General features: G+C 49.7%; 18 protein-coding genes. 1 reads left to right on the top strand and 17 read right to left on the bottom strand.

The annotated features are described in order from the left end of the window. From G598_RS0100560 to yqeB, 8 genes are all read right to left on the bottom strand, one after another. Positions 1 to 1563, bottom strand: a complete 1563-nt coding sequence (locus G598_RS0100560; protein ID WP_026765284.1) for a methyl-accepting chemotaxis protein — start codon at positions 1561 to 1563, stop codon at positions 1 to 3. A gap of 132 nt (positions 1564 to 1695) precedes the next feature. Continuing rightward, positions 1696 to 2382, bottom strand: a complete 687-nt coding sequence (locus tag G598_RS16575) for a formate dehydrogenase subunit gamma (protein WP_051179732.1) — start codon at positions 2380 to 2382, stop codon at positions 1696 to 1698. 1 nt (position 2383) lies between these two features. Continuing rightward, positions 2384 to 3163, bottom strand: coding sequence for a 4Fe-4S dicluster domain-containing protein (locus G598_RS0100550; protein WP_026765283.1), 780 nt, complete (start codon positions 3161 to 3163; stop codon positions 2384 to 2386). Positions 3164 to 3181: 18 nt separating this feature from the next. Beyond that, positions 3182 to 4039: a formate dehydrogenase accessory protein FdhE gene (locus G598_RS0100545; RefSeq protein ID WP_026765282.1), complete on the bottom strand. Its 858-nt coding sequence runs from the start codon at positions 4037 to 4039 to the stop codon at positions 3182 to 3184. 12 nt (positions 4040 to 4051) lie between these two features. Continuing rightward, complete coding sequence (fdnG, locus tag G598_RS0100540; RefSeq protein ID WP_026765281.1) at positions 4052 to 7060, bottom strand: formate dehydrogenase-N subunit alpha; 3009 nt, start codon at positions 7058 to 7060, stop codon at positions 4052 to 4054. 156 nt (positions 7061 to 7216) lie between these two features. Then, positions 7217 to 7999, bottom strand: coding sequence for a formate dehydrogenase accessory sulfurtransferase FdhD (locus tag G598_RS0100535; protein ID WP_026765280.1), 783 nt, complete (start codon positions 7997 to 7999; stop codon positions 7217 to 7219). Positions 8000 to 8124: 125 nt separating this feature from the next. Beyond that, on the bottom strand, positions 8125 to 8805 hold the full coding sequence (locus G598_RS0100530; RefSeq protein WP_026765279.1) for an amidophosphoribosyltransferase: 681 nt from the start codon (positions 8803 to 8805) through the stop codon (positions 8125 to 8127). Next, positions 8798 to 9640 (bottom strand): selenium-dependent molybdenum cofactor biosynthesis protein YqeB, encoded by an 843-nt coding sequence (yqeB, locus tag G598_RS0100525; protein WP_026765278.1) that lies wholly within the window; start codon positions 9638 to 9640, stop codon positions 8798 to 8800. Before yqeB ends, G598_RS0100530 begins: the two co-directional genes overlap by 8 nt. 819 nt (positions 9641 to 10459) lie before the next feature. Here yqeB and G598_RS0100520 point away from each other — a divergent pair. Further along, entirely contained in the window at positions 10460 to 11182 is a 723-nt protein-coding gene (locus G598_RS0100520) for a Bax inhibitor-1/YccA family membrane protein (RefSeq protein ID WP_026765277.1), read from the top strand. Positions 11183 to 11293: 111 nt separating this feature from the next. Here the strand turns inward: G598_RS0100520 and G598_RS0100515 are convergent, their stop codons facing one another. From G598_RS0100515 to G598_RS0100475, 9 genes are all read right to left on the bottom strand, one after another. After that, positions 11294 to 11953, bottom strand: a complete 660-nt coding sequence (locus G598_RS0100515) for a TatD family nuclease-associated radical SAM protein (RefSeq protein WP_026765276.1) — start codon at positions 11951 to 11953, stop codon at positions 11294 to 11296. Beyond that, on the bottom strand, positions 11954 to 12781 hold the full coding sequence (locus tag G598_RS0100510; RefSeq protein WP_026765275.1) for a pyridoxamine kinase: 828 nt from the start codon (positions 12779 to 12781) through the stop codon (positions 11954 to 11956). It abuts the gene before it with no gap. A gap of 24 nt (positions 12782 to 12805) precedes the next feature. Beyond that, positions 12806 to 13300, bottom strand: coding sequence for a preQ(1) synthase (gene queF, locus G598_RS0100505; RefSeq protein WP_026765274.1), 495 nt, complete (start codon positions 13298 to 13300; stop codon positions 12806 to 12808). A 19-nt stretch (positions 13301 to 13319) separates the two neighbouring features. Continuing rightward, positions 13320 to 15011: a bifunctional diguanylate cyclase/phosphodiesterase gene (locus G598_RS0100500; RefSeq protein ID WP_026765273.1), complete on the bottom strand. Its 1692-nt coding sequence runs from the start codon at positions 15009 to 15011 to the stop codon at positions 13320 to 13322. A gap of 160 nt (positions 15012 to 15171) precedes the next feature. Beyond that, positions 15172 to 15924, bottom strand: a complete 753-nt coding sequence (gene sdhB / locus G598_RS0100495) for a succinate dehydrogenase iron-sulfur subunit (RefSeq protein WP_026765272.1) — start codon at positions 15922 to 15924, stop codon at positions 15172 to 15174. A gap of 17 nt (positions 15925 to 15941) precedes the next feature. Continuing rightward, positions 15942 to 17849, bottom strand: a complete 1908-nt coding sequence (gene sdhA, locus G598_RS0100490) for a succinate dehydrogenase flavoprotein subunit (RefSeq protein WP_026765271.1) — start codon at positions 17847 to 17849, stop codon at positions 15942 to 15944. Between the two features lie 35 nt (positions 17850 to 17884). Continuing rightward, positions 17885 to 18511, bottom strand: a complete 627-nt coding sequence (locus G598_RS0100485) for a succinate dehydrogenase/fumarate reductase transmembrane subunit (RefSeq protein WP_026765270.1) — start codon at positions 18509 to 18511, stop codon at positions 17885 to 17887. 75 nt (positions 18512 to 18586) lie between these two features. Then, positions 18587 to 19153, bottom strand: coding sequence for a Fe-S-containing hydro-lyase (locus tag G598_RS0100480; protein WP_026765269.1), 567 nt, complete (start codon positions 19151 to 19153; stop codon positions 18587 to 18589). Between the two features lie 22 nt (positions 19154 to 19175). Further along, a complete protein-coding gene (locus G598_RS0100475; protein ID WP_026765268.1) occupies positions 19176 to 20018 on the bottom strand; it encodes a fumarate hydratase in 843 nt (280 codons plus the stop codon). Between the last annotated feature and the right edge of the window lie 59 nt (positions 20019 to 20077).

The following is a 20077-nucleotide window of genomic DNA, read 5'->3' as shown; positions in this document are numbered from 1 at the left end:
TTAAGCCGTACGGAATTTATTTACACTTTCCTTCAAGGAATCCGAGAAGTTGGACAGCTCCGTACTGGAAGCAGCGCATTCTTCGGATACGGCGCTGTTGTCGGTGACTACGCCTAAAATATCCTGCGACAGCGCCCCGACTTCTTCCATCTTGCTCTGCTGGGTAAGGCTTTGCTCCTTCATCTTCTGGAAGGCTTCATCCACTACCGCAGTATTCTGTGAAGTACCGGCCAAAGACTCAGCAGCTTTATTTACCACTTCCGTCCCCCGGTCAATAGCCGCCAGCGCATTGGAGATAAGCTGCTGGATATTCTGCGTGGAGTCTGCCGACTGTTCGGCAAGTTTTCTCACATTTTCCGCTACCACGGCAAAGCCCCGTCCGGCTTCGCCTGCCCTTGCCGCCTCAATGGACGCATTCAGCGAGAGCAGCGCCGTCTGGCTGCTGATTTCATCCAGCGTGCTCAAAATGGTGCGGATTTCCTGTGAAGCCGTGCCGATTTCCTGCATGGCCTTTACCACGTTATCCATCTGCTCCTGGGTGGCGGCAATGCTGTCCTTCGTCTGCCTGCGGGCCTCTAAGGCATTATCCACCAGCGAATCCACCTTCGCATTTTCATCGATGGCTTCCTGAATCTTGGTCTGAAGGTCCTGCACCGTTTCATTCTGCTTCATGGCCCCTTCGGCAAGGCTCTGGGAAACCTTGGATACTTCGCCGGCACTGACTGCCACCATGCCAGCCATATCACCCATGCTCTGCATTTCCTGACACAGCGTTCTGCGGATATGCGCGATATTTTCCTGTATGGGTGCATAATCGCCAATATACTTCATATCTGTAATCGTGACCAGATCACCACCTGCCATAGTGTTGAGATTCTTTTCGATATCCTGTACATAACCGAGGATTTCCTGACGCATTTCGTTGAGCAGGTCATAAAGTGCACCAATTTCATCCTTGCGGGGATAACTGAGTTTTTGTGACATATGCCCTTTAGCCAGCTGGTTCACGCTGCTCTCTAAAGCTGAAAGCGGCTGCACCACCCGTTCTTCAAAAGTTCCCGTCACTCGCTTCAGCACAAGATACACGGCAGCGATAAAGGCCACCAGCAGGACATAAAGGATTACCGCCATCACATCCACCATAGTCTGGGCTGCATCCACCATGGCATTAGTTTTGTCAAAATAAGTTTCACTTACTTCCAACAGATGAGCAGGATTTTTGCTCTGCTGATAATCTGCTATAGCAGGCTTAACCTCTCCCTGCCAGTATTTTTCTACCTCGTCCCTACGGGCAGGGAAACTGCCGATATGCATGCGGCTGCTCATCCCGGAGAGCAGTCCCTCTATCTTCGCCGTGGTCTTGCTGGCATCTGCTCCTGCCAGCACCTGTTTTACAATCCGCTGGCTGCCGCCGCGGACAACACCGGCATCATTCACCAGTGCAACATAGCTGGTGAACAGATACAGGCTGAAGCCTACAATCGCCACCACTGCTGCCACCATCAGAAAAATCCTGCGCAAATGCAGCTGGATTACGCCAGCAATCGTTTCTTGCCCCATCATGTTTAACACTTCCTTTTCCATATTCTCGAACATCTAATATCCCAATTTAATTTATTATAACAAAAAAAATCTCATGGCATAGTGACTTGTATCACCCAGCCATGAGATTTTCAGATAATTTGCATTAGTTATTTAGAATTCCAACGCCTCCTTGCCTTCCTGCGTATCCCGGTGTTCTTCCTCTCTCTCCAGCTCCTCAATCCATTCTCCATGATGCGCACTGGCGTAATCCATTTTGACCGTGCCGTCCTGCATACCGTGTACAGAATCCGGATTGACCACTACCGCCAGATAGATATGACCGATAGCTCCGGCAAAACTGATAGCCGCACAAAGACTGTGCACGGGAATCATCCATGCGCGAATGCTATTGTCGATAAAGCCGTCACCAAACCATAACAAGGCACCAGAAACGACCAGCACCGCCCAGGCAGCCAGCTGAAAGGCAATATTCATACGCTCGCCGCCATTATAAAAGCCCTGCTTAGGCATATCGGGATGCTTGCCAATAAGTTCCAACGGAAATTTGATCAGGAAGGTAATGTCCTTGCCATTGAACTTAAAAATTTCCGAGAACATCCGCCAAATGCCCTCCCTTGCTGTAATAAGCCCGATGATGGGATTAAGTACAAAGAGCACCGCAAAAAAACGATGACCATATTGCAAAGTTTTCGCACCGAATATCTGGTAAAGGAAACCAAATGTGTCTGCATAAAGAGGCAAAGCGGTCAAAAACAGCATAAAAAAGCAGATGGCATTGATCCAATGCAAATAAACAAAGCCCTTGGTATGGCGTTTGACGTATTTTTCATTCACCATCTTATTTATCCCCCTTTCTTTGCCATGAGGTAAGCGCAGTAAGGCCCAGCACGCCAGCGATGGTTCCACCAGCGGCCATTTTCCCCAACGGACGTACCAAATCTTTCCAAAGATTGATGGAATCCGAAACCTGCGGATTTACCGGCAGCCCATAGACCTCCGGCTTTTCCGGCAGCACATAGAGCATATGTACACCGCCCACTCCGGCAGGATTGTAGATATTGGCATCGGGATGAGTATCCTTAATCATGGCCAGACGTTCTTCCGCCTTTTTGAGCATTTCCTGCTTCGTGCCAAAGAGAATGGCATCCGCTGTACAGGTTTTGGCACAAGCTGGTGTCATACCTTCCTCAATACGGTCAAAACACATATCACATTTGGTGGAAACATTCTTTTCTGCATCTACCTTGGGGATGCCAAAAGGACAATTGGTTGTGCAATAGCCGCAGCCCACGCACTTTTCCGTATCAATGACCACAGCCCCGGATTCTTTCTTTTCTATAGCACCTTCCGGACAGCCGTTCATGCAGCCAGGATTTTCACAGTGCATACACTGTTTCTTGAAAAAGTCCCAGTGAAAATTTCCGTTCTTATCGGTACGTTCCTGCATCTGAATGAGATTCCAGGTATGAGAAGTTAAATCCTTATGCGACTGATACTGTCCTTCAAAAGGCGTGGACATATCAGCCGGCAAATCATGCCATTGTTTGCAAGCTACCATACAGGCGCGGCAGGCACTGCACCGTACCACATCATGGAGCATAGCCATTTCTTGAGCCATCGTTGTACTCTCCTTTCGTTATTTGCTCTCCAGCAAAACGCTTCCTTTTTTTATGAAGTTCTGTTCTTCGCCCAGCATATCAAAGTGAAGAGTTGCCCAATCCTGAAGGTAAATCCCTTCCTCGCCCTCCTCATTGTAGGTTTTGAGATAAGCATGGCACTCGTCGCATACATCCAGCCGAATAGCACTTTGCCCCTCCGGCTCAAGAATATGCATCTTCGTCAAATCCTCGTTGCCACAATAAACACAACCTACTCTTGCAAAGGGCCATTCCGTATGACAGCCATCACAGACCAGGAATCTTGCCCGACCTTCTTTTTCCTTGCGCAGATGGGCCATGATGGCCTGCCGCCCGCATACCGGACAATAATTGCGCACCCAGCCAAGTTTCTGCCAGAATTCATGATTCTTGAGCTTTGCGGGAACAAGCGCATCCACAATCTGCCATATCACGGCGCGGACTACTGCCCCTTGCAGACTCTCTGCCTGCAAAAAAGCATTCAGATTTTCATCATCCTGCGTGATAACCAGCCGAATGAGCTCCCGGCGCTTATCCGGCTCCTGCTCACCCGCCCACTTGGCAAATCTCTGCAAGGCTGCTGCCAAAGCTTCCGGCACAGCGACGCCCAAAAGTTCCATGAGTACCGGGGGCAGGAAACTTACAGCGGCTGCGCTAATTTTTTCCTGTATTTCTTTATTTTGCAGCAAGGGAATCCCCGTCTGCGTAAGGGCTTTTATTTCATCCTGTGCAGGAAATTCTACAGGCCCTGCCACATTGTGTACAGCCTGTGCCATGCCCTGCTGTACAGCTGCCGTTTCCTGTAAAAAAGGGTGTTTGTCCAAATATTCCTGCATCTTTTGATCTGCTCGGTTCATTTTTCTCTCCTGTTATGCTTTGGTGATATTGACCAGACAGGCCTTGAATTCCTGTTCCTGTACATTGGGGTCCAAAGCGTCAATCGTAAGGTAATTGGTCGATGGGCCTTTGCTTAAGCCCTTAAAGCCCCAGCTATAGGGCATCCAGACCATATGCGTTTCTTCCCCGTTGATGGTTAAAGGCTGTGCTCTGTCCGTCACCATGGCTTTGACCGTAACTTCACCGCGGGCAGAATTTACCTTCACCTTATCTCCCAGTTTCACGCCCAATTTGTCAGCCAGCTTATGACTCATTTCCACAAAAGGCTCCTTCACCAGCTCATTGAGCCAGGGGACATTGCGGGTAACTGAACCAGAACACCAATGTTCAGCGATACCGGAGCTGCAGAGCACATAAGGGAATTCGTCCTTCGTACCGATACGCTGTTTCTCAGGCAGACGGGGATAAACCACACAGGGGTTGAACTGTGCACGTTCATCACTGTGCAAAGCATTTTTCGTGGGACTTTCCACCGGCTCGTAGAATTCCGGCAAGGGGCCGTCCACCGGCGTATAGGAATGGTCGCGTGTCATGCCGTCCGGATTGGGGTCACTGTATTCAGCAGCAAAGAGACGGGCATAACCTTCACCGGTCATGCGGAAAGGCTTATTGCCGTCCGGAGTTCCCGGTGCAGCACTGCGATTGCCTACATCAGGGACATCGTAACCTTCCCAACGATTCTTCCCTGCATCCCACCAAACAATCTTGTGTTCCGGATCTACAGGCTGGCCGTTTTCATCACAGGAAGCGCGGTTATAGAGAAGATGAATGTTATCGGGCCACGTCCAACCGAAATTGGGATAAATGCCCAGACCGCCTTCATCTTCCTGCCCACGGCGCTGGGCCATATGCTTGCCGCCGCCATAAACACCTGCATAAATCCACAAGCCGGAACTGGTCGTACCATCGTCCTTGAGTTTGCCGATACCGGTTACCAGTTCGCCCGTAGTCAAATCATAGCCGTTGATTTCCTTCAAAATGTCTTCTACCGTCTGATCATCAGAATAATTCCAGGTCATACGCTTGATGATTTCGTCCTTGGGATCAGTAGAATCCTTGTAAAGTTCGCGGATCTTCCGCCACAGGAGATTGTTGATTGCGTAATCCGGCTTGGAATCGCCCAATGGTTTTGGCCCTTCCATGCGCCACTGAATCATACGCATGGAATTGGTGATGGTCCCCCGCCGTTCCAAATACGAGCAGGCAGGCAGGAATATGACCTCCGTCTGAATATCTGCCGGATTATCGCCAGGACGGTTCCAGAACTCTGCCGTTTCATTGACGAAAATATCCTGTGCAATCACCGTTTCCATTTTGCAAAGACCATCATGCACCATCGTAAGATTAGCATTCGTCACCTGCGGATTCTGACCGCAAAGATAGAGACACTTCACCTTGCCACGATAAGCATCTTCAAACAGACCATAAATCGAATCGTTATGACTGCTGTTGCGCACACCAATCAGATTAAAACCAAAATCATTTTCCGGCGTTGCATAGTCGCCAAACCAGGCTTTGAGCATATTTTTAAGCCACTTTGCCCGGAACGTCCCCGAGGCCTTCGTCCACTTCGCCAAAGTATTGGTCTTTTCCGTGGGGAAGGACAGATATCCCGGGAAATACTGGAACATAATGCCAAAATCCGTAGATGCCTGTACATTGGGCTGGCCGCGCATAGCATCGATGCCGCCCCCCGGAATGCCGATATTGCCCCGCAGAAGCTGCAGAACGGTAAAGCAGCGGATATTTTCCACCCCTACAGTATGCTGTGTCATGCCCAAAGCATACATCATCACCGTAGGCGAATTTTCACAGAATATCTTTGCGGCTAGTTCAATGTCTTCTTTCTTCATTCCCGTAATACCGGAAACCTTGTCCAGTGTATAGCGGGAAAAATGCTCCTTCATACGGCTCATAACCGTATTCGGTGCAAAAAGGTCATTTGCCTTCTGCGGCTTGCCATCTGTGCCTAAGGCATAACCCCAGGTTTCCATGTTGTATTTATGTTTTTCGGCATCATAACCAGAAAAAATACCTTCATCAAAGCGGTAATCATCACGCAGGATACAATACGCATTGGTATTGCGGCGAAGATAATCTTCGTTATACTTTTTGTTTTCAATGATATGGCTGATGATGTAACCCAAAAAGGCAATATCCGTCCCGGGACGCAGCCGGAAGAAATGGTCAGCAATCTTTGACGTTCTGGTGTAGCGCACATCCACATGCACGATTTTTGCACCATTATTCTTCGCCTTCATGACATTCTTAAGGCCCATAGGATGACATTCTGCAATATTGGAGCCTTCAATCCAAATGAGTTTGGAATGTTTTAAATCGCCCCAATGATTGGTCATAGCCCCGCGGCCAAAAGCAGCATTCAATGCCGGCGGCGTTGTTGCATGGCAGACACGGGTCTGATTGTCGATATAGGTCACACCCAAAGCGCGAGCCATCTTGATATTCTGATAACATTCCTCATTGTTGATCTGAGAACCGCCAATAAAGCCAATGGCATCCGTACGATGTACATCTACCGTCTGCCCATCGATTACTTCCGTCTGTTTCCAATTCTCATCGCGGGCTTTTTTCAGCGCCCGGGCGGCCTTGTCGATGGCGTCATCCCAGCTGATTTCCTCCCAATGATCGCTGCCAGGGGCACGATACAACGGTGTCTTGGCCCGCTGGTCAGAATTGGGAATCTGGCCATATCCCAGCCCCTTGGAACACAGCGCACCACGATTCACCGGATTATCCGTGGCTCCTTCGAGATTAATCAGCTTATCGTCCTTTACATAGCCAATCACACCACAACCACAGGCACAGAAATGGCAAATAGAAGTAAACTCCCGTGCCCCCTTCAATTTGAACTCCTTGGCAGCAGCTTTAACCTTGGGCATATCCAGCCCCAGCCCCGCCAAAGCCAGTCCTATACCAGTAAGCCCGGTGGCTTTTAAGAAGTCACGTCTCGTTAAATCCATCCAAACTTCCTCCCTCTTACCATACATATTAGGTTTATATAAAGTCATACCCAGTTCATAATGCTTATATCAACTTCAAAAATTGTAGCAGCTATTCTCGATAAAAACTGTTTATGATTTTATTTAAAAAAAGTATCGGAAACGGATAATTTTTTTTTACAATACCCGCTCCGAATGCGTATAAACAGAAAATCCATCACGAGTCAGCCGGGCCATCAACGTTATGCCCAGTTTGTCTGCCAGCTCCAGAGACAACGTGGTCGGCACAGACTTGGCCAGCACCATTCGGCAGTCCATGCGCCAAAGCTTCAACATCATCTCCGTAGAGCAGCGGCCACTGAAAACAATCAGTTTATCCGCCAGCATGATGTCCTGACGGACAGCCCAGCCATAGAGCTTGTCAAAGACATTATGACGGCCGACATCCTCCCGAAACACCAGGATTCTGTCCCTCCCCGGGTCATAGATCACGCCGCTGTGCACACCATTAGTGCCTTCATGTGTGGCCGCCATTTCCCCCAGGAGCATATTGGCAGTCTGCAGGGCCTTCACGGCTTCCACATGCACTGTATCTGCCGCCTCTGCCCGTCCCTGCCAGGTTCGCAAGCGGGAAAGGCTGTAAAAGCGAGGGTCTTTCCCTGCCCGCCGCGCACGAGCCTTTGCCCAGGCTGTGGTTTCCACCCTGACTGTGCCATCAGCCACTTGCAAACGGACAATATCTGCCGCCCGCTGCAGAAGCCCACGCTGCGCCAGCTGGCCTACAGCCAAATCCAGCCTGTCCCCTGGTGAACACAGACTTTCACCGATGATTTCCCCATTCAGCTCTATTCTGAGCAGCTGCTCGATAGAAGTGGGCTTTGTATCCTCTACCCACTGCCCCTCTGCCGCCATAAAACGGCGTACAGCCATCATCTCACATTCGTCCCAGCGTGGTTCCATTGTCCTTTCTCCTTTTTTCGTGAATACGTCCTTCTGACACTGTCATGTTAGCAAAGAAATTTGTTCATGACAAGTTGCCATTTATAGACAAAAAGAGTAGGTATAAATGATTTTTATACCTACTCTTAATTAAACTTATTGCCATGGTCACTTGCCAGCACTATGCCAATCACAGCATGCGCACCAGCCTTCATCAAGGCATTTGCACATTCCACCATCGTTGCTCCGGTAGTGAAAATATCGTCAAACAATAAGACCTTTTTCCCCGCCAGCATCTCTGCCCTTGTTACGGCAAAAGCATTATTTAGATTTACAGCCCGTTCCCTTTCACTTAGTTCATACATCGGACGAGTGGCACGTGTACGCGCCAGCAGGCGCTGTACAGGTATATGCTGCCGGCTCAGGAAATCGCCAAATATCAGTTCGGCCTGATTGAAGCCCCGCTGTTTTTCCTTTTTGGGGTACAAGGGCACCGGCACGGCAAAATCTATGCCGGATAACATTTTCCTTACCTGCGGCAGGTTACCGGCTTCAGTTAGCAACGTATTGATATAGGACAGATTGCTGCGCCTGCCCTGATATTTCAACTGACGGATCAAATCCCGCAGACTTCCCTTGTAAACGCCAAATGCCCATGCATCGGCAAGTACAGCCTGCATGGGCACAGAAAGAGGCAGGCGATGCGGCTGCAACGCCTTGGCCAGACACTGCGGGCACCAACAGCCGCGCTCCTCTACATAAGCATGGCACAGCGGACAATGGGGTGGAAAGACAAAATCAAGCAGTGTTTCCCAAAAATCAACCACGGCCAAAGAATCTCCGTTTGGGGCGTTTGTGCTCCCAGACCATCACGGCTTCCAGCACCGAGCCAGCCACACAGCGGGCTTTATCGGAAATGGTAAAGCACTCCTCCTGTCCCATAGTCGGGTGAATGTCGGCAATCTTTTGGTCTTTTTTCACCCAGCTGCCCTTATGGAGCGCACCACGCAGAACGCCATCAATCGTCGCCTTTATTTCAATGGTACGGCCATCGGTTGTATGCAGCCGGGCCAGCGGCTCATCTTTTTTGACCATCAGGGAAATGGTGCTTAGAAGATCAACAGTCCCTTCTTCCGGAGCAAAAATCAAATGTTCCATATTGGCACTTGCCCCTACTGTGCTGCTGAAAATATCCTGACTGCGGGCAGAGTACCCCTCATAGATCAAGCGCCCCAGATTATGGCCGCGCATGGTCTCCACCACGACATCCACATCCCGTCCGGCACAAAACCCCGGCCCTAAGGCAATGGTATGCTCCGCCATATCCCGCGTAGTGCCATTAGTCGTATGGGAAAGAATCGCATCCACAAGCACCTGCGGTTTTAATTCCTTCACACAGCGGGCCTCCGGGTCTTCCAACATGACCAGCTCACCTTTTTTCAGCCTTTCCTTGGCTTCAATGAGATTCTTGGCCTTATGACAGACAATACGCTCCACCTTGGACTCACCACGATACATGGCTTCGGAAAAAGCTACCCTGCGCCGGGTAGCAGACGGTTCTTTCTGCTCCAGTACCAGCACTTTGAACCCAGCCCGATATAACGCATGAATCGTGCCGCTGGCCAGTTCTCCGCCGCCCCGCACAATAACCAAATGTTTCATTGCCTATGCTCCTTATCCTTATTCTATACGAATATCATATTATATCCATTATACTATATAATGGACGGCTTGTTTCGCGATAATTTCTCTCAAAATTTTAAATTTATTATTCAAAAGCATTGCAATTATCTGATAAGTATGTTATTATGTACTTGTAAAGAGGAGATGGATATACAAACCACCAGAAAAGTAATTCAGTCGTTTGAAATTTTGGCAGGTGGTATCTAGCCGAAACAGGCTCTCTTCAGAACCTTGCATACTTGTTATTACGAAAGGATGTGAGTGTTTATTGAAGAAATCACTTAGCAGGAGCGCTTTTGCAACCTAGCTAGCAAGTGCATTGGTGAAGTACAAGAATATCCAATAGGCGAAAAAGAGACGTGATGATGGCTAGGCCGCCAGACGTACTCAAAAGCGATTGGAAGTCAGGAGCACAACGCTTAGGTTAAAAGCAGCAGGAACTGCTACCCCGGGTAATTCTTTACAAGTCTCTATGAGCATCGAAACCGTAGTAAACCTATTGTTATCGAATGGGAGATTAAGTGCGCACAACGAATGAATGACTCTGTGTATTCAAAAGTGTTTAGCTAAGCATCCATATATTATGGAACACTGCGCTTGGATTTCTGCTCGAGAGGAAATCCTCGCCGACAAATGAATATGAGAAGGATACGTTAATATCTATGAATATCCATAAATAAAGCCGGTACGCGATGCGTGCCGGCTTGCTTATATTGTCGCTAAACAATTAGTAAATTTTTCAGATTTATGTTAAAATAATGATGTAGTTATAAATCTTTTAGGATAGGGGATGTTATTATGGAAAATCCTATGCTCGGTAAAGTACAAGACCTCAGCCATGGGGCGTTCATGTCGGAAGCGGCCAGTTATTCCGGCATTGCGATGAAGGAAATCCTGATGGTGCTGTTGGTCGCTGGTTCAGCAATCGCCACCATTGTCAGCGGCTATGCCACGATGGTTACTACGGGCGTTGCTTGTGTAGGCTGTCTGATTATGACCTTTATCGTCAGCTTCAAGCCGCAGACCGCCGGTTTTATCTCACCGCTTTTTGCCATCTTTGAAGGTGCCTCCATTGCCATGCTCTCCATGATTGCTGAGGCGTTCCTGCCCGGTGTCGTCATTCAGGCTGTACTGCTCACCTTTACCATCGCCATTGCGGCTGCGCTGGTGTTCAGCCAGGGCTGGATTACAGTAGATGGCAAGTTCACCAAGGGCGTTACCATTGCCTTAATGGGGCTGCTGCTGGCCTATCTGCTGCGCTTTGTGATGTCCTACTTCTTCAGCGTGGATTTCGGTTTTATGGATGGCGGCCTGATTGGCATTGGCATCAACCTGCTGATCATCGGCATTGCTACGGCCTGCCTCTTTATCGACTACCATCAGATTCAGGAGGCTGTTGCACAGGGACTGCCCAAGGATTATGAATGGTACTGTGCCTTCTCCCTGCTGATTACGCTCGTCTGGCTCTATGTACGCTGCATTGACTTGCTGTTGACCATCAGCAATATGAGTGATGACTGATAAAATACGGTAACGACTATACACAAAAGGAGCGGTATAACCTTTTCTTTCGCTTTGACAGGCTTGTCAAACGCTGCAGAAAAGGTTGTACCGCTCCTTTAATTTACCATATCAGCTGTCTTCGTAAGGACGCACCCGCAATGTCAGTCCCCGGGCGTCGCAAATGGCCTGACATTTGGCAATTTCCTCAGGTCCTTCGACCTTGTCCACAATGGTCAGTACCACATTAGGCACATATTTCTTGCTGTGTTCGGCAAAATCCAGCATAGCCTCATAGGATTTCAGGCCGTATTTTGCCCTGGTCAGCTCGTAATAACGCTCCGCATTGGAGGCGTTAAGGCTGATGGAGATGGTATCGAGAATCCCCTGAAAATCCTCGGCAATTTCCCGGCCGTATTCCAGTTCACCCAAACCATTGGTATTCAAGCGGGTCGGTAGTTCCGGATGCTGTTCCTTTACATAATGGAGAAGTTCCGTAAGCACAGCCAGCTGCATGGTCGGTTCGCCAAAGCCGCAGAACACGACTTCTTTGATATATTCCCAGGGAACTGCAGCCAGCGCGGCTTTCAGTTCTTCTACGGTGGGCCGTTTTTTCAACCACAAGCTGGATTCTTCGGCCATCTTTTTCATATTGCGCAGGCAAAAGGTGCAGGCACAGTTACACTCGTTGGTGATATTCACATAAAGATTCCGCTTGCCTTCCGGCTGTTCGCGAAGACTTTCCTCCAAAGGCAAGTATCTGCCCCCCTTATGGGTTGCATAAACTAACATTTATTTCAGCTCCCTAAGATATTCTTCAAATGGCATGCCATAATTCCACGGCAAATCCAGTTTTTCCGCATATTGCAGGCATTTATTGATAAACTCAGCCGCCTTGACCGCCGCCTGTTCCAAGGTTTCTCCATTGATGAGACTCCCTGCCACAATCGCCGCAAAGGCATCGCCTGTTCCCGACCGGTCGCCGCCGATTTTCTCCACCGTCAGCACCTTGCCCCGTCCGGCTTCGTAGATGAAATTGCGCAACGTATCCTGTCCATGCAGCCCGGTAATGATGACCTGAGAAGGCCCCTGTGCAGACAATTCGCTGGCCATATATTCCAAATCTTCATTGCTGACCAGCCCATCCTTCGGATAGGGAATATCGAGCAGGATACAGGCCTCAGTAAGATTAGGTGTCACCAAATCCGCATGAGCCAGCAGACGCCGCATTTCCGCACACATCTCCATGGTATAGGAACTGTATAGTTTGCCGTTATCCCCCATTACCGGGTCAACCATCACTCTTGTGGCCGGCTGTTTGAAGCGGCGGATAAATTCTTCCACAATGGCAATCTGCTGCACAGAGCCCAAAAAGCCTGTACAAATACCATCAAAGGACAGCTGGTTTTTCTCCCAGCTGTCCATATAGGGCTTCATCCGCGCTGTATAGTCGTCCAGATAGTGGTGTTCAAAGCCTGTATGTACCGACAGTATCGCCGTAGGCATTGGACAGGCCTGAATCTTCATGGCCGAAATCAGCGGCAGTTCCACCGCCACCGAACAACGGCCAAAACCAGTTATATCGTTGATTAGGGCAATGCGTTTTTGACGTCTTAGCAAGGACTCTCTCCTCCCGGAATACTATTAGCGGTTGTCCACCTTATCCATCGCGACCATATCGTGCTCTGCAAAACGGCGCCATGCCAGTTCCTCGAACTTCGTACCCGGCTGGCCATAGTTGGCATAAGGGTCAATAGAAATGCCGCCACGGGGCAGGAATTTGCCCCAAACTTCAATATACTTAGGCTCCATCAGCTTGACGAGATCCTTCATGATGACGTTCACCACATCCTCATGAAAATCACCATGATTGCGGAAACTCACCAGATAGAGTTTCAACGACTTGCTCTCCACCATCTCTTCATTCGGTACATAGCTGATGTAGATTGTCGCGTAATCCGGCTGTCCTGTAATCGGGCAAAGCGCCGTAAATTCCGGACAGTTGAACTTTACCCAATAATCATTTTCCGGGTGCTTATTCTGGAACGTTTCCAAAATCTCCGGGCAATAGTCATAATGGTATTTAACCTTCTTATTGCCTAACAGCGAAATATCTTCCTGTTCTTTGTTTCTTGACATAATGTTTCTTTCTCCAATCTTAGCTTTGCAGGAATTTTTCTTCAAAATCGGGCACGCTTTCCGGATGACCAAATAAATATCCCTGTATCGAATCCGCCTTGCATTCCTTGGTAAGAAGCTCATACTCCGCTTCTTCCTCCACGCCTTCGATACAGCAGGAAATACCAATGCTATGGCAAAGGTCAACCACATACTGCACCAAACGGCGGTCAAAGTCATTTTCCAAAATCTTTTTCACAAACTCCCGGTCAATCTTTACAATATCGCAGGAAAGGTTCTTCAAAGATGCCAGCGAGGAATAGCCCGTACCAAAATCGTCCATGGCCACGGCTATGCCCAAATGACGAAAAGAATCAAACTGCTTGTTGATAAAGCTCCAATCCGCCACGATTTTGCTTTCGGTAAGTTCCAAAATAATCGAATCCGGCGGCATATCGTAGCGTTCCAGACAATCCTCCACAAAGTTCTTGAAGGACAAGTCCTTAATCTGCTCATAACTCATATTGATGCTGACACGGAAGTCCGGCACAAAGCGCCGCCACCGCTTACAAGTCTTGATAGCCTCTTCAGCAATCCACTTGCCAACAGGAATAATGAGCTTGGTTTCTTCCAAAATGGGAATAAATTCCATTGGTGCAACCATACGCCCCTTGGGATTTTTCCAGCGCAGCAGGGCTTCGGCCCCAATGAGCTGCTGGTCTACAGCACTTACCTGTGGCTGGAAGAACAGACTGAAGCCCACACAGCCATTTTCCACGCTCTCCCAAATGCTGTCACGCATGGAAATGGAGCGTACCCAGCGATTGTACTGTTCTTTGCTGAACAACACATTGCGATTTTTTCCTTCCCGCTTGGCAATGTCCATAGCCGCTTCTGCATGTTTATGCAGCACCAGATAATCCTTGCCGGCCTCCGGGTAGAACACGGTCCCACAGGAAGCCGTACAGAAATACTGATGACCATCAATGTCCTGTGGACGTGACAGCGCACTTTGCACACTGGCAAAAATATCCGCAACCTCATCCACCTTGGCACCAGGATAAATCAGGGCATACTCGTCCCCATCCAGTTTGAACAAAGTAAGCTCTGACGGAATGACATTGCCAATCACATCAGCCACCCGTTTCAGAACCAAATCTCCGGTCATACGGTTGTGGGTTTCATTGACAATCTTGAAATTATCCAGCCCGAAAACCATAATAGCCCCGCCTTCTCCAGTAGCCCGATATTGAGCCAGAGCCATTTTTACTGCATGTTCAAACTGATATTTATTTAAGAGGCCGGTCACTTCATCTGCCTGATTGCGCTGAGCCATGCGCGACATCGTGCCCACAAACATATAGGGATTACCGTCCCGGTCAAGCCCCACCCGGCCACGGCAGCAAATCCATACATACTCGCCTTTACGATTCTTGACCCTATACTCCATATTATGCTCACAAGGAACCTTCGAAGCCATAACCTTGCTGATGGATGCCTGATAGGCGCCCCTTTCCTCAGGGTGTACCAATGGTACCCAGTATTGGTCAAAATCATGCATAATTTCACCGGGCAGGTCAAAATCATTGACCATATTCGGCGATACCATCACCAGATTTTCCTGTAAATCGGTGAAGAACAAATAGTCTCTGGCCGTCTTGCCCAGCAAATCAAAATAGAACCGGAAACGGCGTAAACACGGGCTTAAGGGAATACGATTATTTTTTCTCATAATTATCATCCTATATTGCCGATTATCATCCTTAGGGCAACATACCCACTTATTAATATTTTATACCTAAACAGGGGCAATAAGCAAGCGAAAACAAGAAAAAGGACGGACAAAAGCCCCCGCCAAATGGCGAGGGCCGTATCGCTTATTGCCTATGCAATTAATGGTTGAAGATATTCTTCAACGCCTGCTTATTCACATCGCGGTTAAGCTGTGCGAGATAAGTCGTGAGCTTGATGTTCTTCGGGCAGGCCTGCACACAGTTCTGGCTGTTGCCGCAGCTGGTGATGCCGCCTTTTTCCATCAGGGCATTCAAGCGCTTCGGAGCGTCGAATTTTCCCAGCGGATGCAGGTTGAAGAGATATGCCTGAACCGTCGGGGACGGGCCAATGAAGTCGGACTGCGGGCCAACGTTCGGGCATGCTTCCATGCAGCAGCCGCAGGTCATGCAGTGCGAAATCTCGTAAGCCGTCTCTGCGGTGTACGGGTTCTGAATCGGCGCATCTTTAACATCCCAGGAACCGTCAACTTCCACCCAGCCCTGAATGCGTTTGAGGCTTTCAAACATAACAGAGCGGTCGATTAAGAGGTCACGGATAACCGGGAACGTACGAGCCGGCTGCAGGCGGATGGGCTGTTCCAGGTTGTCAACCAGGGAGCAGCAAGCCTGACGGGCTTTGCCGTTAATCACCATCATGCAGGCACCGCAAACTTTTTCCAGGCAGTTGCATTCCCAAACAACAGGAGCAACCTTCTTGCCGTCAACGGTGACGGGGTTCTTCTGAATTTCCATCAGGGCGGCAACAACGTTCAGGCCCGGACGGTAATCTACATCGAATTCTTGCGTATAGGGGGCCGAATCAGGGCCATCCTGACGCTCGATTACGAATCTGACTTTTTTCTGTTCTGCCATTTTGTTTGTCCTCCCTCTTACTCTTTCTTAGCTACAGCGTAGTTACGCAGACGCGGCTTAATGAGAGAGTGTTCAAATTCACGATAGGTAACTTCCGGTTCATTGTTGGCAGCGTCAAAGGATACTACCGTGGTACGCATGAATTTCTCATCATCACGGCCAAAGAACAGCAGATCATCGTTACCATCATCCGTCATAGCACGGCCAGTTGCGGCATCGAAATGGTATTTGCCATTTTTCTCATCGAAAGCCTTTTTCTTGGCTGCATCCCAGCTATCATAGTCGGATTTGAGGACAATCTTAGCATGAGCGCCGCGGCTTTCGTCACGCTGCAGAGCGGACTTCGTGATAGCCATAGCGTAGATGATCATGTTGCGGAGCTGACGAACGAACATTGCTTCCTGGTTAGCCCAGTTGCCATGGTCCGTAACGCCGATGTTATCCCAACGTTTCAGGAGGGCATGGAGTTCTTTCATGCACTGTTTGAGGCCGTTGTTATCGCGTTCGATGGATACGTATTTGTACATGATGTCACCGAGTTCATGGTGCATCTGATGTGCATTTTCCGCACCGTTCATATTGCGGATCTTGTCAAATTCTTCTACGCACTCTTTGCGGGCTGCTTCCAGTTCTTCGCTGGTAAGCGCGTCACCAAGCTTGCCGCTGCGGGCAAGGCGCAGAGCTTCCGGACCGGAGATGGTACCGGAGTACGTTGCAGACAGCAGGGAGTTTGCACCCAGACGGTTTGCACCATGGTACTGGTAGTCGCATTCGCCGGAAGCCATCAGGCCCGGGATATTCGTGTGGTGTTCGCGGTCTACCCAGATACCACCCATGGAGTAATGGATGGACGGGAAGATTTCCATCGGCACTTTACGCGGATCCTGACCTACGAAATCATCGTACATTTCGAGGATACCGCCCAGTTTATGTTCCAGATAATCAGCCGGAATATGGGAGAGGTCGAGGTATACGCGGTTCGGGTTGGTCATGCCAAGGCCCATGTGCACAACAACCTTGTAGATTGCACGGGAAGCAACGTCACGCGGTACGAGGTTGCCGTATGCCGGATACATATCTTCGAGGAAGTACCAGCGTTCTTTTTCGCCCGTCTGGGGGTTCTTGCGATATACCCAGACACGGCCGCCTTCACCACGGCAGGCTTCGGACATCAGACGGTTCTTGTCAGAACCCGGAATAGCCGTCGGATGGATCTGCAGGAATTCGGGGTTGCCGATTTCTGCGCCCTGCTGGTAAACAGCGGATACTGCGGAACCATTGCAAATGGTGGAAGCCGTGCAACGGCCATATACCTGGCCAGGGCCACCAGTAGCAAGGATTACGACATCAGCGGGGAATGCCTGGATTTCGTTGGAGTTCATGTTCTGCGCAACGATACCACGGCAAACACCGTCTTTGTTCTTGATGATTTTGATGAATTCCCAGAATTCATATTTCTTTACGCCGCCCTTGACTTCCCAACGGCGAACCTGCTCGTCGAGAGCATAGAGGAGCTGCTGGCCCGTCGTGGAGCCGGCAAATACGGTACGTTTGTTCTTCTGGCCACCGAAGTTACGGAGGTCAAGCACACCTTCCGGCGTACGCGTGAAGGGCACGCCCATGCGGTCGAACATATGCACGAGCTTCGGAGCTGCTTCAACCATGCCTTTAACAGCCAGCTGGTCAGCCAGGAAGTCACCGCCGTATACGGTATCATCGAAATGTTCATAGATGGAGTCATGCTCACCCTTGGTGTCCATGCAGGCGTTCATGCCGCCCTGTGCGCACAGGGAATGGGAGCGTTTTACCGGGCAGTAAGAGAACAGGTCAACCTTACCACCGTCTTCGCAGATTTTCAGCGTAGCCATGAGGCCGGAAAGGCCGCCGCCTACGACAATAATCTTTTTTTCAGGTTTATTAGCCATTGAAATTCTCCTTTACTTTGCCATACACAAGGCAATTACATCACAAAGTAGCTGCCCATAAATGCCAGCGTCACCAGGCACAGCACAGCACAAAGGCCCATGCTCATGAGGCTGATTACGTTCTGAATGCGGGGACCTTTCGCAATACCCCAGGTCATGCAGAAGGTGGTGATACCATTGCAGAAATGGAAGATGGCAGCAAACATGCCAAGGATGTACAAGAGAGCATATACGGGATTGGACACGAAATAGCTCTGCAGGAGTTCATAGGAAATCGGCGTACCAGCGATACCTTTCGTGAAGATACGCAGATAGAAGATGTGCCATACGAGGAACACAACGAGGAACCAAGCCGTCCAGCGCTGCAGGGCAAACTGCCAGTTGCGGACATAGCCATAGCGGCCCGGGTTGTTCTTAGCCTGCAGGCAGATGTAGATGCCATAGATGGCATGGAAGAGAAGCGGTGCAGCGATTGCACCAATTTCCAGACCGAGGAAAATCGGTTTTGGGATGAGCTCCATCATTGCGAGGGCTCCGTTAAGTGCAGGAGCGCCGCCCAGGGCCATGGAGTTGGTGAAGATATGCTCAAAGAGCACCATACCAAGCGCCAAGAGGCCTACTAATGAATGCAGACGACGCACGTAAAAAGTTGTGTGAAACATTCTATACCTCCTAAAATAATTCCTGGAATAGCGGGCAGAATCTCGTGCCCGCCTTGTTCCACCATACTTTGATTATCAATAATCTTTCAGCGTACGATACTTAGCCTGATTCGTTTCGTAGAGATTGTTGCCTTCGCAGTCAATAACCACGATAGCCGGGAAATCCTCAACGGTAAGACGTGCTACAGCCTCAGGGCCCAGTTCCGGGTACGCAAGAACTTCATATTTCTTGACGGATTTGGCAATCAGTGCTGCTGCACCGCCAACGGCTGCAAAATAGGTTACGCCGTTCTTCTTCATGGACTCGACCACTTCTTTGGAGCGGGAGCCCTTGCCAATCATGCCCTTGATGCCCTGTTCGAGCATGGTCGGGGTATAAGCATCCATACGGCCGGAAGTCGTCGGGCCACAGGAGCCGATGGGGTCACCCGGTTTTGCCGGCGTCGGGCCGAGGTAATAAACCATCTGATTCTGCCAGTCAACCGGCAGTTTTTCACCACGGGCAAGCGCTTCCGTCATTGCCTTGTGAGCAGCGTCACGGGCAGCGATGATTTCGCCCGAGATCAGTACCGCATCGCCTGCTTTAAGCTTGCGGCTCATTTCTTCCGTAAACGGAGTCTGAATCCGAATCTGTTCAGCCATTTATATTTCCTCCCGTCTTCCATCAAAGTACACGCTGTTTATGGCGCATAGCGTGGCAGCAAATGGTTACTGCTACCGGCAGACCCGCGATATGCGTGGGGCCCCACTCTACGTTTACAGCCAGCGCCGAGGTATTGCCGCCCAGCTGGGGGCCAATGCCTGTCTGATTGATGAGTTCGAGGAGTTCGCCTTCCAGTTTGGCATATTCCGGCATCGGATTGCGTTCATCAACAGAACGCGTAAGCGCCAGTTTGGAAAGGAGGGCTGCTCTGTCCATAGTACCACCGATACCAACACCGACAACCATCGGCGGGCACGGATTCATGCTGGCATGGAGAATGATGTCCATAACGGCTTTCTTTACGCCTTCCACGCCATCAGCCGGCACCAGCATCTTAACGCCGGACTTGTTCTCGGAACCAAAACCCTTCGGAGCCACGGTGATTTTGAGCTTGTCACCAGCGACAATCTTCGTGTAGATGACACCCGGCGTGTTGTCCTTGGTGTTCACACGATTGAAGAGCGGTTCGCCGACCACGGATTTACGCAGATAACCTTCGATGTACCCTTTGGAAATACCGGCATTTACCGCATCTTCCAAGAGGCCGCCCGTAATGTGCAGGTCCTGACCGACTTCCAGGAATACAATGGTCATGCCCGTATCCTGGCAGTAAGGACGGTCTTCAGCCTTGGCGATTTCCGCATTGCGAATAATCTGGTCGAGAACGTTCTGACCTACCGGAGAAGTCTCCGTTTCTCTTGCCTTCTTCATGGCGTTGTACACGTCATCCGGAAGGTAATAGGCCGCTTCTTTGCACATCTGTGCCACGGTTTCCGTGATTTGTTTTGCGTCAATTTCTCGCAAAGTAATCCCTCCCATAAATACACTTTATCACACATCAGCAGGCCCATAATAACACATTT

This window comes from Selenomonas ruminantium subsp. ruminantium ATCC 12561 (genome assembly GCF_000424065.1).
In the GTDB taxonomy this organism is placed as follows: domain Bacteria; phylum Bacillota; class Negativicutes; order Selenomonadales; family Selenomonadaceae; genus Selenomonas_A; species Selenomonas_A ruminantium.
The sequence above is the reverse complement of the archived record's forward strand: the minus strand, read 5'-3'. Positions and strand labels throughout refer to the sequence as shown.